Genomic DNA, 14,889 nt, shown 5'->3' on the forward strand with positions numbered 1-14,889 from the left:
TCCTTGTTATTGACAGCAGGGTTAGCAACCCAGCAGCATACCAGCAACAATTGCTAAGGGAGTTTTTGAATAAATGGCCAAACGTAAGAAACCCGCAAAGTTACCGAAATTTATTTTAACGGGCTTGATTGCCATTGCCGGTTTGTTGTTATATACCGGTAAAACGGTCAATCCCCATACCACCACCCCTACAGCACCCACCAGCCAATCGGCATCCGGCCCAACGACCAATGCTCCCAGCGCTGGTAATGGCCAAAGCAGTGACGCCGCCGCTGGTCAAAATAACCAAGATCAAGCAAACGGCGCCAACACCGCCGATTTAGCCAATTTGAATTATACCAACCGGCAGATCATCGCGGTGAACAACAATGAACCCACTTTTTCCCAGGGCGATCTGTCCTTGGCCCAGGGGGCTTGGCAGCGGTATAGTGATTTGGATGGGCTAAACCGGGCCGGGGTGGCCGATGCCATGTTGAGCAAGGCCCTCATGCCCACGGCCAAGCGGGAGCGCTTATACGTCCAGCCCACGGGGTACCACAACAAGCGCATCACCATTGGCACCCATCAAGATTGGCTGTACAATCGCTGCCACTTGATTGGCTTTCAGCTCACGGGGCAAAACAACAATTTGAAAAATCTAGTCACGGGGACCCGGTCTTTAAATGACCCGGCCATGACCTATTATGAAAATCAAATTGCCAGCTACATCAAATCTACCAATCATCACGTACGCTACCAAGTTCGGCCGGTTTTTCGGGGCAGTGAGCTGGTGGCCCGGGGGATTCAGATGCAAGGCCGCTCGATAGAAGACAATAAGATCGACTTTAATATTTATATATTTAATGTTCAAACTGGCTATCAAATTAATTATCAAGATGGTACCAGCCAGGCCGGCTAAGGAGAATTCAAAATCATGGATATTGTGCAAACTGTCAAACCAATTCGTTTTATTGGCAAACCTTATTTAGCATCAATGTTGGATGAAAACGGTAGTTTAACCTCTGCTTGGCAGGAAATGACTGCCAGCGGCGCCTTGGGGCAGTTGGATCAATTGGCCGACAACACCGGCCAGGAGAAGAATCGAACGACTTTAGTAGTTTTTTCCCCCTATGCCTTTGTGGCCTGGGTAGGGGCGTTATTACCCCTAGACACCAAAGTGCCAGCTGGGTTAAATCGCTTAGATCTCCCCGAAAGCCAAGCCGCTATTTTAGAAGCCAGTGCCAGTGTGCCCATGTTACAACTGCCCTTAAGCAGCATTATAAGTTTAGCCATGGGGAAGATTGCCAAACAGGGGGTCAGCTTGCCAGAGCACTTAGGACAAACGGATAAACCTTACTTTTTGGAACGCTATGCCTTAGATGACAATTTGGAGACTATCCGTGTGAAACAACAGGTTTATCTGGGACAAGAAAATTCCAACGGGGATGAAACTTACTTGGATTAAGCCGAAAAAATAGCGTTGCCCTCAATTGTTTGGTTGAAGGTAACGCTATTTTACTGGTGCCGCTTTATTCTGCCCCGTCCACGCTCAATAAGTCATATTCCAGATAAGCGCCGATCAAAGCTGAGGCGAACATCATGGCTAAAACGATGCCTAAGATATCCCCCATGATTCGGTCAGGGCTAAAGATTTGGCGAATGCCCCAAGTGGCGATACCGGATAAAATGAAGTCCACGATCAAATTGGCGCCAACTTTTCTTTTGGATTCGGTGATCCAAAAGCTATTGACCAAAAACCGCAGAAATTTGTTATGAACGAAATTCAAAATAATTTCTAGAGGCCGTTCCACGGTTATTTTAACCGCTAACATGATACAAGCCCCCACAACACTGCCCACCATGGTCCGCCATAGACTGGCACTGTGCAAAACTAAAGCGTTAAAAGATATGCCAATTAATGCTAAACTTAGGACATAAGGAATCACAAGTAAAAAGGTGTAGACTAAAATTGCTTTTTTGTTAGACATTTTAAACTCCTATATTTTCAATAATTACTGATTATACCGCATTTCCCGATGGACGATTCCCGCGTCTAAATAAGGCGGATCCGTGGGGATGACGGCAAAGCCCAGACTTTCATAAAATCCCACGGCCTGGGTTTGGGCCCCTAATTGCAGGTGGACCTTGGGGTAGTGGGCTTGGTGATAGCTAATCACCGCTTGGATGATGGTGGCCCCCACGTGGTGCTTGCGAAAGGCTTTTAAGACCGCCACCCGCTGGATCAAATTAAAGTCCTGATCACTTTGGGGCAATAAGCGGGCGCATCCGGCTGGTTGGCCATCAATGTAAGCCACGAAGTAAATGGTCTTGGCTTCATTATCATCGACTTCTAAGTCAACAGGTACATGCTGTTCCTGGACAAAGACGGTCTGACGAATGGCCAGGGCATCTTGATAAATGGGGCTGTGCAAATCTGTGGTTGTTTTAACGACTATCATGGCTACACCTCTATTACGAATATTGATTCTATTATAATACAAATTTAGTGTCTTAAGGAGTTTTGTCCCATGCCAAAAAAATTAAAGGAGTCAAAAGTGGTCTTATGGTTGGCCATCGCCTTATTATGTGCCACCTTGATTTTTGTATTATCCCGCATTTCATTTCTATTTGCCCCCATTGGGACCTTTGTGTCGACTTTGTTTGGACCCGTGATCGCTGCGGGGTTTTTATATTATTTGTTAAATCCGCTGGTGAATTTGCTGGAGAAAATTAAAGTCAAACGGCCCTTGGGGATTTTGATCGTCTTTTTGGTTTTAATTTTAGCCATCGTTGGCATTATCATGACGGTCATCCCCAATTTAGTCACCCAAGTTACTGGCTTGGTGAGCAATATCCCTTATTTCTTGAGCAAAGTCCAAACCGGGGTCAGCGATTTTGTCAGCCATCATAGCATGTTACAGAAATTAAATTTGACCAAGCTCATCAGTAGCATTGACGTTTCTCCCAGTAAGATTGCCAAAAATAGTTTTTTTGCCTTCACCAACAATTTAGGTTCCGTGGTGAGTTCGGCTGCCGGCATCGTGATCAATTTGATCACCATCCCCGTGATTTTGTTTTATTTCTTAAAAGACGGCCACAAGTTTGGCCCTAATATTCGCAAGTTCTTCCCAGCCCGTTATCGGGATCGGGTCAGCGATTTATTACACCAGATGAATAAGACCATTTCCCGGTATTTTGCCGGCCAAATGATTGAGTGTTTATTCGTGGGGACCTGTACCTTTATCGGGTATACTATCATCGGCATGCCCTATGCTTTCTTGTTAGGGTTTGTGGCTGGTATCTGCAACATTATCCCTTACTTAGGGCCTTATTTGGGGATTGCCCCGGCTTTAGCCATTGCCTTGATCGATTCTTGGCCCAAAGCTATTGCCGTGGTGATCATTGTCTTGATCGTCCAACAAGTGGACGGCAACTTCATTTACCCTAACGTGGTGGGCAAAGCGCTGGATATTCATCCTTTGACCATCATTTTGATTTTACTGGCTGCCGGGAATTTAGCCGGCTTGCTGGGAATGTTATTGGCCATCCCACTATATGCCGTGGCTAAAACCGTGGTGACTTACACGGTTAACTTGATTCATTTGAGTCGTGAAAATAATATTGTCAACGTGGATAAACCTGATAATAACGCCAATAACAAGAATTCCAATTGAATTTAAGGCCACATATTGTTATAATTTTTCTACTATTATAAATTGAGAAGAGAGTGAATGTATATGAGTGGTGATGGTAGTTCGGTCACTGGCCAGATAATTCTAATTATTGTTTTAACGCTAGTTAATGCGTTCTTCGCGGCCGCAGAAATGGCTATTGTGTCCGTTAGCCGCAGTCGCATCGCATCCCAGGCCGAATCAGGGGATAAGAAGGCCGGCCAGATTTTAGAGGTCATGAATGACTCCTCGCAATTTTTGGCAACGATCCAAGTTGCCATTACTTTTGCCGGTTTCCTATCCTCCGCCAGCGCTTCAACGTCTTTAGCCGGTTATTTGACCCCATTTTTAGGGGGCCTGCCTTGGGCGCATGAAGCCGCCGTGATTATCATCACGGTAGTTTTATCTTATATTTCCTTAGTTTTCGGGGAATTATTCCCCAAACAAATTGCCTTACAACGGGCTGAAGCTGTGGCCAAGTTTACCGTGACCCCGGTGCAGGTCACCCGGGTGGTCATGCGGCCTTTCGTATGGTTATTGTCCGCGTCTACGAATATCTTATTGAAAATCGTCCCCATTGACTTCAGTCAAAAAGACGATGCCATGACCAGAGAAGAAATGCGGGCGGTGATTCAAACTTCCCGGAATACCGGGGTGATTGACCCCGATGAATTTGAAATGTTAGAGGGGATCATCAGCTTTAGCGACAAGATGGCCCGTGAAGTCATGGTCCCTAGAACCGATGCTTTCATGGTGGATATCAACGACGATAGTGCTGAAAACATCAGCGCTATTTTACAGAGCCCTTATTCCCGGGTACCGGTTTATGCCAAGGACAAAGACCAAATCATTGGGTTGATCCACATTAAGGACCTTTTAAAGGCAGCGCATAAAGTGGGCTTTGATAAGCTGAAAATTGCCGATATCATGAACGAACCTTTATTTGCGCCCGAGACCATGACCATTGACGAATTACTGTTAAAATTTAAGAAGACCCAACAGCAACTTGCCATTTTAAGAGACGAATATGGCGGTGTGGTGGGCTTAGTGACCATTGAAGACGTGATCGAAGAAATCGTCGGGGAAATCGATGATGAATCTGACCACGCCCAAAAGTTGTTTAACAAAATCAACGACCATGAATACGTGATCGTTGGGAAGGTGACGCTAGATGCCTTCAATAATTTTTTTGATACCGATATCCAAAGCTCCGATGTGGATACCATCGCCGGGTATATGATCACCAAATTAGGGATGATCCCCGCCAATAGTCAACGCATTAAACTGCCTTTAGATAATGGCATCGACTTATATACCGGACGCATGAACGGTTCCCGCTTAGAAACCATTGTGGTGAAACTGCCCGAACAACAGGCGCCTGCTAAGGATTTAGACTCAGAAAACTCGAACTAAAGGAATGGAGATTTCATTGAAAACAATTACAAATTTAGAGCAAGCAGTCGCTAAGCGGCGGACTTTTGCGATTATTTCCCACCCCGATGCTGGGAAGACCACCATCACCGAACAATTGCTGTTACTGGGGGGCATTATTCGCAGTGCTGGGACGGTCAAAGGTAAGAAGAGTGGTCACTATGCCACTTCTGACTGGATGGCCATTGAAAAGCAGCGGGGTATCTCAGTGACCAGTTCTGTGATGCAATTTGACTATCACGGCAAACGGGTGAACATTTTGGATACGCCTGGGCATGAGGATTTCTCTGAAGATACTTACCGGACCTTGATGGCCGTGGATGCGGCTGTCATGGTCATTGATTCTGCCAAGGGGATCGAGCCCCAAACTAAGAAACTGTTTAAAGTCGTCAAGCAACGGGGTATTCCCATCTTTACCTTCATGAACAAGTTAGACCGGGATGGTCGCGAACCCTTAGATTTGATTGCGGAATTAGAAGAGTTATTAAATATTGAAGGCTATGCCATGAACTGGCCCATTGGGATGGGTAAAGGGCTAAAGGGCTTGTACGATCGGGCCCAACATCGCATTGAACTATATCGGCCCAGTGATGCCAGTAAACGTTTCTTGCCGTTAAATGACCAAGGCCAACTGGCTGTGGATTCCGATTTGACGCAAGATTCCATCTATCAACAAACGTTAGATGATGTGGATCTGTTGTCTGAAGCGGGCAATAGTTTTGACTTAGCTAAAGTTCAAAAAGGGGACCAAACCCCCGTGTTCTTCGGGTCAGCTTTGACCAACTTTGGGGTGGAGACGTTCTTAGAATCCTTCTTAAAGATGGCCCCAGCCCCTGGGGAGCATCCCATCAACGATGACAGTGCTGAACTGGCACCTAATGATGATCGCTTTGCGGGTTTTGTCTTCAAAATTCAAGCTAACATGAATCCGAATCACCGGGATCGCATCGCCTTTGTGCGGATCTGTTCCGGGGAATTTGATAAGGGCATGGATGTGACCTTAGCCCGGACCAAGAAACAATTACGGTTAAACAATGCCACCGAGTTCATGTCAGATGAACGGGAAAACGTGGAAAACGCCGTGGCTGGGGATATCGTGGGTTTATACGATACCGGGAACTTCCAAATCGGCGATAGTATTTATACCGGCAAAGATCCCATTCAATTTGCCCCGCTGCCCCAATTTACCCCAGAGTTATTCGTCCGGGTCAACGCCAAGAACGTTATGAAGCAAAAGTCCTTTCATAAAGGGATGCAGCAATTGGTTCAAGAAGGGGCGATTCAACTGTACAAGACCTATACCACTGATGATTATATCTTAGGTGCCGTGGGGCAATTGCAGTTTGAAGTCTTCCAATTCCGGATGAAAAATGAATACAATTCTGAAGTTGTCATGACCCCAATTGGTTCTAGAATTGCCCGTTGGATCAAACCAGCGCAATTAGATGAAAAGATGTCGTCTTCTCGGAATCTATTGGTGAAAGATCTCAAAGGTGAACCCTTATTCTTATTTGAAAATAAATTTGCAGAGCGCTGGTTCCAGGATAAATACCCTGATGTAACCCTTACCGCGAAGCTATAAATTTTAAAAAGCTCCCGGGCTTGCGTGTTGCGCAAACTCGGGAGCTTTATTGTTATGGATTGATAAAACTTAAATAATTGGACGTCACAAATTTATGATTGCTCAATTCCGCCCACAGGGAACCATCTGCCAATTGAATCTGGCGAAGCACATATACCACGATACCTGGCAGGTAGCCGCTGGGCAGTTGCTGGCCATAAGGCGCCTCCCAAACCGGAATAGTAGCTTGCCCAGGGGCATTGATAATTGCTTGCTGGTCCACCGAGACATCGCTGATCACCGCATAAGCCGATTGAGGCAGGGCGGGCTGGTGATAATTAGCCAAGACCTTACCAGCCTTGGCATCGATCCAAAGGCACCCGCCCAAGTTCAACCAAGTTGTCTGGTGATTTGTCGTGACCAGGGCCTGGAAGATGCGCCAGATAGAAGCCTTGGGTAATTTTTTGGCTAAGGGCGTCTTAGCAGCGGCTTCTGAATAAACCGGGGTATTGGTTAGTAACTGGATGTACGTATTAGGGGCCACGGTCAAGGGGGTCAATTGCAGGGTTTCATAGATGATGTCCACTTGACCGGCATTTTTGCTGAAGTGTCCCTGGGCCTTGGGCGAAACGCCTTGGACAAATTGTTGCATATCCCCCAGGGGTTTGGCCTGGTAAGGACTATTTAAAGCACCGTGAAGAAACTGGGGTGGGCTGATCAAATTGCCCTGGGTATCTCGGTGGTACACCACGATAGGGGCTGCCGCTTGTTTGGCATAAATGAGGTCGATCCCGGCTGGGTTGGGGATGAAAGTTGTTTGAAAATGATTGATGGAGGTCAATACGTAACTTTCGATGACCTGAAAAGGCAGCTCTAACTTCGCGGCATAAGCCCCTAACACGGTGGTAGGGGCTAGTAGCTGGTGCCCCAGGCTGTCCACGTAGCGCACGGTAATGGCCACGTCTTTGCGTTGTAAGTTTGGCTGAGGCTGGGCTTTGGACACCACAATATCCGTAGGCTTATGAACCGGTGTGTTCTTGGCCTGCGGTTTAGCATTCATTTTTGGTTGAGCGAAGCGGTGTCGATTAGCACGCCCTCGCAATTCATCTGGTGTCTGTACCATATTTTCTGCCATCCCTTTATTATTGCCCCCAACAACTGTGTTACTAATATCCATATTAGCATATTCAATTCCCAGAAAGTAGCCAGGCATCTGAGCTTTAACAAAACATAAAAAAGACCAAGCTCAAAAATTTTTGAGCTTGGTCTTTAGCATGAGATACATTTTTAATTTAAACGACTATTTTGTTTTTTTATCGTTAGCACTATCCACACTGGCATCAGTGGTCTTAGATGCTTCTGTGTTTAGCTTGGTAATCTTGATGTGATCATTTTCCATCCGCGCATCTAATTGATGTTCACCAGGGTGATCCAAGTAGTAATCAGCTACCCGGTCTTCAATCTGCTCTTGAATGACCCGACGCAATGGCCGTGCCCCCATTTGCGGATTATAGCCCAGATCTACTAACTTCGCCTTAACTGGTTCAGTGACGTGGATATGCAAACCTTGATCGGCAATCATACTGTTGGTATCGGCAATCATCAAATCGACAATTTGTAACAAATTAGCCTTCGTCAATGAGTTGAATTCAACAATATCATCAAACCGGTTCAAGAATTCAGGTTGGAAGTAATCCGTCAAACGGTTCAAAACAGAGTGGGTCTCACCCTTGGCTGCCGCACCGAAACCAACGTTAGCTTCAACATTAGATTGACCGGCATTAGAAGTCATGATGATGATGGTATCTTTGAAGCTGACAGTCCGACCTTGAGAATCAGTCAGGCGGCCATCGTCTAAGATTTGCAAGAACATGTGCATGACATCTGGATGGGCCTTTTCAACTTCATCCAAGAGGATCAAGCTGTAAGGATGACGGCGAACTTGTTCGGTCAATTGACCGGCTTCCTCATAACCTACATAGCCAGGAGGGGAACCGATGAGCTTAGACACACTGAATTTCTCCATGTACTCACTCATATCAAACCGAATCATGGAATCCTCAGAACCAAAGAGCTGTTTAGCTAATTGCTTAGCCAATTCAGTTTTACCAACCCCAGTAGGGCCAACAAATAGGAAGGACCCAATTGGCCGACCAGACTTGTTAAAGCCTACTCGATTACGGCGAATAGCTTTGGCAACTTTATCAACGGCTTCATCTTGGCCGATCAAGTGTTTCTTAAGATCTGGGCCGAGATTTTGCAATTGCGTTTGTTCTTGGGCCTTTAATTCACCAACCGGAATATTTGTCTTTTCTTCAACAATTTGTTCCATGTCCTTTTCAGTGACTGTTGGTTCATTAGAAGGATCCACACTATCTTTAGATTTCATTTTTTCAAGTTTGCTGACTTGATCACGATAATAAGCCGCTTTTTCGTAATCTTCTTGGCGTAAAGCATCTTGTTTTTGCTTTTCAGCCGCATTGATCTTATCTTCTAAGGTCTTAGGATCAACGGCGGTAATGGTCAAGTTCTTACGAGAGCCAGATTCGTCTAATAAGTCAATGGCCTTATCAGGCAAGAAGCGATCTTGGACATAGCGGTTAGATAAAGAGGCCGCTGCCTTAATGGCATCATCTGTATAGTGCACATGATGATAGTCTTCGTATTTCTTCTTCAAACCTTCCAAGATTTTAACGGTCTCTTCAACAGAAGGTTCGTCAACTTGGACGGGTTGTAAACGTCTAGCTAAGGCAGAATCTTTTTCAATAGTCCGATATTCATTTGACGTTGTGGCCCCGACTAATTGGAGCTCGCCCCGGGCTAAAGCAGGTTTCAAAACGTTACCTGCATCCATACCGCCTTCGGCATTACCGGCACCAACGATTTCATGAATTTCATCAATGAAAAGAATGATCTTGTCATTTTTCTTTAATTCATCCATTAATTGGGTCATCCGTTGTTCGAATTGACCCCGGATACCAGTCCCTTGGACTAAAGAAACCACGTCTAAGCGCACGACTTCTTTATCTTGAAGCTTAGCTGGGACATCCCCGTCGACGATCTTTTGTGCAAGACCTTCAACAACGGCTGTTTTACCAACACCGGCTTCCCCAATGAGGACAGGATTATTCTTAGTACGTCTATTCAAAATTTCAATCACGCGAGAAATTTCTTTGTCACGGCCAATTACTGGATCAATTTCACCTTGCCGAGCAAGATTGGTTAAATTAACACCATATTGATCTAATAAGCCGCCTTTACCACCATTATTACGTGGGTTTCTTGGGCCACCGCCCATGCCGCCAGCTTGGGTTTGAGGCCCTTGTTGGAAGGAAGAGGCGTCGTTTGGCATACCTTGACCCATTTGTCTGAAGATATCATCTAAGTTACCAAAGCCAAAGGGATCACCGCCGCCCGCTGCATTAGTGGGTGCGTTGGTACCATTGCTTTGTTGATTCTTCAACAATTGGTAGCAATTTTGGCACAAATTAATTTCTTGACGTTGACCATTTACACTCGTATATAAATGGATCGTAGCTTCATTTTTGTGGCAGTTTTGACACAACATAGAGTTTGTCACGACCTTTCTGGTTAAGTCAACGCAATACATCAACATATAGCAGTGATTGTTCTTGGGTTAAATTGGCTGTACACCGCTTTAAAGCAATTGAGTTTAAAAAACCAACTCCAACAATCTACAAATAGCATTATACATTTAGCACTCGGGTAGGTCAAGTGCTAAGCACTGAAAAAATAAACGCCCGTTCCCAGTGGCAGATTCTCTTAAAAAAGCTATAATTGGTAGAGTTTGGAAAATCGGCTTAAAGGATTGGTTAGGAATAATATAAGCCAAAACATAGGAAGTGACAAAGAATATGACTGCAGACTATCAACAATTGCTGGATCAATTAGCTGCTGGGGAGATTGCAGAAATTAAAATCGAGCCAAAGGATTTTTTCGCATTTAGACAGGTTTGGCAAAATCACCCCCAGCGAAAAGAGATTGTGGGAATTGCCCAGCGAAATGGAAATGTTTTATATCGTTTTCACGAAAACGCTTCCTTATAGATAATTAAAGGGATTTTAGTGATTATCCATGAAAAAATAGTTGTACTATTTTCAAAAAAATGGTAACCTAGTTTTTGTATAAAAGGATAATTATCCTTAAGTTTCTGAACAAAATTAAGGGTAATTCATTAGATAAAAAAAGGAGTTCGATCTATTATGGAAAAACGCGACTTTCATGTAATTGCAGAAACAGGTATTCACGCACGTCCCGCAACATTATTGGTACAAACTGCTAGTAAATTCAACTCAGATATCAACTTGGAATACAAGGGCAAATCTGTGAACTTGAAATCTATCATGGGTGTTATGTCCTTGGGTGTTGGTCAAGGTGCTGACGTGACGATTAGTGCTGATGGTGCTGACGAAAAAGACGCACTTGAAGCTGTCTCTGAAACAATGAAAAAAGAAGGTTTATCAGAATAATGACAAAACAACTAAAGGGTATTGCAGCAAGTGATGGGATTGCCATTGCCAAAGCTTATCGTTTAGTTGAACCTGATCTTTCTTACAAAAAAACCACTGTAACGGATATTGATGGTGAAACTAAACGATTTGAAGATGCAATTTCCAAATCTAATGATGAACTCCAAATCATCCGGGCCAAAGCTAAAGAGTCTCTCGGTGAAGATGAGGCTCAAGTTTTTGATGCCCACATGATGATTTTGGCTGATCCCGAATTCACTGGCGCTGTTAAGAGTAAGATTAGTGATGAAAAAGTTAATGCTGAAGCCGCTTTGAGTGAAGTTTCTGAACACTTTATTTCGATGTTTGAAGCAATGACGGATAACGCCTATATGCAAGAACGGGCTGCCGATGTTCGCGATGTGACTAAACGGATCATGAGCCATTTGTTAGGCAAGGAATTGCCTAACCCGGCATTGATTGATCAAGAAGTCATTATCGTGGCAAAAGACCTAACCCCAAGTGATACCGCCCAATTGAATAAGAAGTATGTCAAAGCCTTCGTCACTGACTTAGGCGGTCGTACGGCCCATTCAGCTATCATGGCTCGGTCACTGGAAATTCCTGCGATTGTGGGTAGTGAAACCATTACAGCTGAAGCCAAAGAAGATGAAGAACTTATCGTCGATGGTATCAGCGGTGATATTATTTTGGACCCTACTGCTGCACAAGTTGCTGAATACAAGCAAAAAGCAGCAGACTTTGCGAAACAAAAAGCAGAATGGAATAAACTTAAGAACGAAGCCAGCGTCACAGCTGATGGCAAACACTATACAGTGGCTGCCAACATCGGGACACCTAAAGATTTAACAGGTGTGCTGGACAATGGGGCAGAGGCCATTGGCTTGTACCGGACTGAATTCTTATACATGGATTCTGCCGAATTACCAACTGAAGATGATCAATTTGAGGCTTATAAAGCTGTTATAGAAGGCATGAACGGCAAACCTGTCGTTATTCGGACAATGGATATTGGTGGGGATAAACACTTGCCTTATTTGCCATTACCTGAAGAAATGAACCCATTCTTGGGTTATCGTGCCATCCGGATCAGTTTGGATCGCCAAGAAATCTTCAGAACCCAATTACGGGCTTTATTACGGGCCTCTAATTATGGGAAACTACGGATCATGTTCCCAATGATCGGGACCTTGCCAGAATTCCGGCAAGCCAAAGCAATCTTTGAAGAAGAAAAATCTAAGATGGTTGCTGCCGGCAAACCAGTTTCAGACGACATCCAATTGGGCATGATGATGGAAGTGCCAGCTGCTGCAATTTTGGCAGACCAATTTGCTAAAGAAGTCGACTTCTTCAGTATTGGGACCAACGACTTGATTCAATACACCATGGCTGCTGATCGGGGTAACGAACATGTTTCTTACCTCTATCAACCTTACAACCCTTCAATTTTGCGCTTAGTTAAGAAAATCATTGACTCAGCCCATCATGAAGGCAAGTGGGCTGGCATGTGTGGCGAAGCTGCCGGGGATCCAATCATGGTACCATTGCTATTAGGCATGGGCCTTGATGAATACTCCATGAGTGCCACTTCTGTCTTGAAAGTTAGAAGCTTGATGAAACGCTTGTCGACAGCCGATATGAAGGCCTTGTCTGATAAAGCTGTCAACGAGTTGACAACCAACGATGACGTGGCTGACATGGTTAAAAAAGCAACGAATCAATAAAAAGACATAATGTCATAAAGACCAAACGCAGCGTATATCTCTGTGTTTGGTCTTTTTTGTGTGCTTGGTTTTTACTGGCGACGGGTTGGGTCAGTTTGACTTTCTGCAAACGGACAATTATGCTAGACCTTGTGTCAATTTTTAGGAATAGGAGTCAACCATGAGCCTTTTAAAGATCGAACATTTATCTCATCAATTTTTTGAAAAACAACTATATATAGATGCTAATTTAGAATTAAATCAAAACGACCACATGGGCATTATTGGTGAAAATGGGGCGGGGAAGAGTACGCTCATTAAGTTTCTCACCGGCCAATTGATTCCCGATGAAGGCCAAATTCATTGGCAACGTGGGGTGCAGGTGGGTTATCTGGATCAATATGCCAGCTTGACCCCCGGCATGAACGTACTGGATTTCTTGCAGACGGCCTATCAGGATTTGATCGATGCCGAAAAACGCATGATCAAAGACTATGACGATTACAGTCAAAATATGGATCCAGATATTTTAGAGCATGCCGGTAAAATCCAAGAACGCTTAGATGCTGCTGATTATTATAATCGGCAAATCAGCATCGATAACGTGGCCACCGGGCTAGGCCTATTGGACTTGTATCAACAAGATGTGGATTCATTGAGTGGCGGGCAGCGTTCTAAACTGATCTTAGCTAAGATGCTGCTAGCTAATCCCGATGTGTTATTATTGGACGAACCGACCAACTTTTTAGATAAGGAACATATCGACTGGCTGGGCAATTTCTTAAATAATTTTGCCGGGGCCTTTATCGTGATCTCTCATGATTATGATTTTTTAAATACCATCACCAATTGTATTTGCGATGTGGAGCTAAGCACCATTACACGCTATACCGGAACGTTGGACCAAGCGTTGAAACAAAAGGCCGCCAATCAACTGACTTACGCCAAAGAATATGAGAAGCAACAACGTCAAGTCAATAAACTAAAGAAATACATCGCCAAAAACAAGGCTGGTACCCGTTCTAAAAGTGCGAAGAGTCGAGAAAAGCAACTGGACAAGATGGATATTTTAAAACCTTTATCTAATAATCGTTCAGCCAACTTGAATTTTCCCTACGTGGATACTGCCAGTCAAATTTTATTTGAAGTTAACGACTTAATCATTGGTTATGACCATCCTCTATTACAGCAACCGGTGAATTTCTCCATTGGTCGCGGTGAAAAAGTCGCCATCCAAGGGTTCAATGGTATCGGGAAGTCCACTTTGATCAAAACCATGTTGGGCCAACTGCCACCTATTTCTGGGGCAGTCAGCTTATCCAAAACTAACAAAGTGACCTATTTTAAGCAGGAACTGGACTGGCCCAATGATAATATGACCCCTTTGCAATATATGCAGTCTGTTTTTGAAAAATTAAAGCCCCGGGATCTGCGCAAAGTTTTAGCCCAGGCCGGTTTAGGTAGCCAACAAGCGGCCTTAAGCATGAAACAATTAAGCGGTGGCGAGCAAAGCAAAGTGAAGTTGGCGGAGATGTTGTTGCAGCCGGCTAACGTTTTAGTCCTAGATGAACCTACCAATCACCTGGATGTGGACACCAAAAATGTTCTCCAAAAGGCATTGGCGACCTTTGCGGGTGCTGTTATTGTGGTGAGCCATGAGGCTGAATTCTTGACCGGGGGCTGGATCGATAAGGTTATTGACGTGGAAAAATTAATTTAGTGTTGACAATTCATCTGATAGCGGGTATTATATAAAAGTTGTCGCTTTTACGAAGGCCGCAACAAAAATTAATTTCAAAAACATGTTGACATATGTTTGAGAAATTGGTATTATATAAAAGTTGTCAAATGAGTTATTCAACAAGGAAATAAAATATGAAGAGATTCATACAAGTTCTACTTGTTGCATATATCAAATTATAAATCATATAAAATTATTTAATTAAATGGTTGACTTATGATTTTGAACATGATATAATAGCTAAGTGACATCAAAACAGTAGATCTTTGAAAACTGAACAAAGTTTCGATTTACCAAATGTGCAGGCTTCAAC

General features: G+C 44.1%; 13 protein-coding genes. 9 read left to right on the forward strand and 4 right to left on the reverse strand.

Features of this window, described 5'->3' with window-relative positions; translation table 11 throughout:
* Positions 1-73 precede the first annotated feature (73 nt).
* Positions 74-898, forward strand: coding sequence for a DNA/RNA non-specific endonuclease (locus FC83_RS13400; protein WP_052004747.1), 825 nt, complete (start codon positions 74-76; stop codon positions 896-898).
* Between the two features lie 15 nt (positions 899-913).
* Positions 914-1,444: a hypothetical protein gene (locus tag FC83_RS13405; protein WP_052004751.1), complete on the forward strand. Its 531-nt coding sequence runs from the start codon at positions 914-916 to the stop codon at positions 1,442-1,444.
* 64 nt (positions 1,445-1,508) lie between these two features.
* Here FC83_RS13405 and FC83_RS13410 read toward each other — a convergent pair whose 3' ends face one another.
* Both FC83_RS13410 and FC83_RS13415 read right to left on the reverse strand, forming a co-directional pair.
* Positions 1,509-1,967, reverse strand: a complete 459-nt coding sequence (locus FC83_RS13410) for a hypothetical protein (protein ID WP_057002877.1) — start codon at positions 1,965-1,967, stop codon at positions 1,509-1,511.
* Positions 1,968-1,991: 24 nt separating this feature from the next.
* A complete protein-coding gene (locus FC83_RS13415) occupies positions 1,992-2,435 on the reverse strand; it encodes a GNAT family N-acetyltransferase (protein WP_035453542.1) in 444 nt (147 codons plus the stop codon).
* A 72-nt stretch (positions 2,436-2,507) separates the two neighbouring features.
* Between FC83_RS13415 and FC83_RS13420 the strand changes: the two genes are divergently transcribed.
* The 3 genes from FC83_RS13420 (at position 2,508) to FC83_RS13430 (ending at position 6,663) form a co-directional block, all read left to right on the forward strand.
* Positions 2,508-3,653: an AI-2E family transporter gene (locus FC83_RS13420; RefSeq protein WP_057002878.1), complete on the forward strand. Its 1,146-nt coding sequence runs from the start codon at positions 2,508-2,510 to the stop codon at positions 3,651-3,653.
* 63 nt (positions 3,654-3,716) lie between these two features.
* Positions 3,717-5,063: a hemolysin family protein gene (locus FC83_RS13425; RefSeq protein WP_152537751.1), complete on the forward strand. Its 1,347-nt coding sequence runs from the start codon at positions 3,717-3,719 to the stop codon at positions 5,061-5,063.
* Positions 5,064-5,088: 25 nt separating this feature from the next.
* Positions 5,089-6,663, forward strand: coding sequence for a peptide chain release factor 3 (locus tag FC83_RS13430; RefSeq protein WP_236700844.1), 1,575 nt, complete (start codon positions 5,089-5,091; stop codon positions 6,661-6,663).
* Positions 6,664-6,715: 52 nt separating this feature from the next.
* Here FC83_RS13430 and FC83_RS13435 read toward each other — a convergent pair whose 3' ends face one another.
* A complete protein-coding gene (locus FC83_RS13435; protein WP_156405608.1) occupies positions 6,716-7,777 on the reverse strand; it encodes a MucBP domain-containing protein in 1,062 nt (353 codons plus the stop codon).
* 165 nt (positions 7,778-7,942) lie between these two features.
* Positions 7,943-10,210 carry an ATP-dependent Clp protease ATP-binding subunit gene (locus tag FC83_RS13440; protein WP_052004752.1) on the reverse strand — a complete coding sequence of 756 codons (2,268 nt, stop codon included), beginning with the start codon at positions 10,208-10,210 and terminating at the stop codon, positions 7,943-7,945.
* Between the two features lie 307 nt (positions 10,211-10,517).
* On the opposite strand from FC83_RS13440, the gene FC83_RS13445 reads away from it, so the two are divergent.
* The 4 genes from FC83_RS13445 (at position 10,518) to FC83_RS13460 (ending at position 14,555) form a co-directional block, all read left to right on the forward strand.
* On the forward strand, positions 10,518-10,709 hold the full coding sequence (locus FC83_RS13445) for a hypothetical protein (RefSeq protein WP_035453518.1): 192 nt from the start codon (positions 10,518-10,520) through the stop codon (positions 10,707-10,709).
* A 156-nt stretch (positions 10,710-10,865) separates the two neighbouring features.
* Positions 10,866-11,132, forward strand: coding sequence for a phosphocarrier protein HPr (locus FC83_RS13450; RefSeq protein WP_035453520.1), 267 nt, complete (start codon positions 10,866-10,868; stop codon positions 11,130-11,132).
* Positions 11,132-12,856, forward strand: a complete 1,725-nt coding sequence (gene ptsP / locus FC83_RS13455; RefSeq protein ID WP_057002881.1) for a phosphoenolpyruvate--protein phosphotransferase — start codon at positions 11,132-11,134, stop codon at positions 12,854-12,856. Before FC83_RS13450 ends, ptsP begins: the two co-directional genes overlap by 1 nt.
* Before the next feature lie 160 nt (positions 12,857-13,016).
* Positions 13,017-14,555 carry an ABC-F family ATP-binding cassette domain-containing protein gene (locus FC83_RS13460; protein WP_035453522.1) on the forward strand — a complete coding sequence of 513 codons (1,539 nt, stop codon included), beginning with the start codon at positions 13,017-13,019 and terminating at the stop codon, positions 14,553-14,555.
* Positions 14,556-14,889: the final 334 nt, after the last annotated feature.

The sequence above is a fragment of the Agrilactobacillus composti DSM 18527 = JCM 14202 genome (assembly GCF_001436375.1).
Classification (GTDB): domain Bacteria; phylum Bacillota; class Bacilli; order Lactobacillales; family Lactobacillaceae; genus Agrilactobacillus; species Agrilactobacillus composti.

Coding starts and splice junctions, on each gene's coding strand:
- FC83_RS13435 (WP_156405608.1), bottom strand. CDS start 7,777: ATGGCAGAAAATATGGTACAGACACCAGATGAATTGCGAGGGCGTGCT.
- FC83_RS13445 (WP_035453518.1), top strand. CDS start 10,518: ATGACTGCAGACTATCAACAATTGCTGGATCAATTAGCTGCTGGGGAG.
- FC83_RS13410 (WP_057002877.1), bottom strand. CDS start 1,967: ATGTCTAACAAAAAAGCAATTTTAGTCTACACCTTTTTACTTGTGATT.
- FC83_RS13420 (WP_057002878.1), top strand. CDS start 2,508: ATGCCAAAAAAATTAAAGGAGTCAAAAGTGGTCTTATGGTTGGCCATC.
- ptsP (WP_057002881.1), top strand. CDS start 11,132: ATGACAAAACAACTAAAGGGTATTGCAGCAAGTGATGGGATTGCCATT.
- FC83_RS13460 (WP_035453522.1), top strand. CDS start 13,017: ATGAGCCTTTTAAAGATCGAACATTTATCTCATCAATTTTTTGAAAAA.
- FC83_RS13450 (WP_035453520.1), top strand. CDS start 10,866: ATGGAAAAACGCGACTTTCATGTAATTGCAGAAACAGGTATTCACGCA.
- FC83_RS13440 (WP_052004752.1), bottom strand. CDS start 10,210: ATGTTGTGTCAAAACTGCCACAAAAATGAAGCTACGATCCATTTATAT.
- FC83_RS13400 (WP_052004747.1), top strand. CDS start 74: ATGGCCAAACGTAAGAAACCCGCAAAGTTACCGAAATTTATTTTAACG.
- FC83_RS13425 (WP_152537751.1), top strand. CDS start 3,717: ATGAGTGGTGATGGTAGTTCGGTCACTGGCCAGATAATTCTAATTATT.
- FC83_RS13405 (WP_052004751.1), top strand. CDS start 914: ATGGATATTGTGCAAACTGTCAAACCAATTCGTTTTATTGGCAAACCT.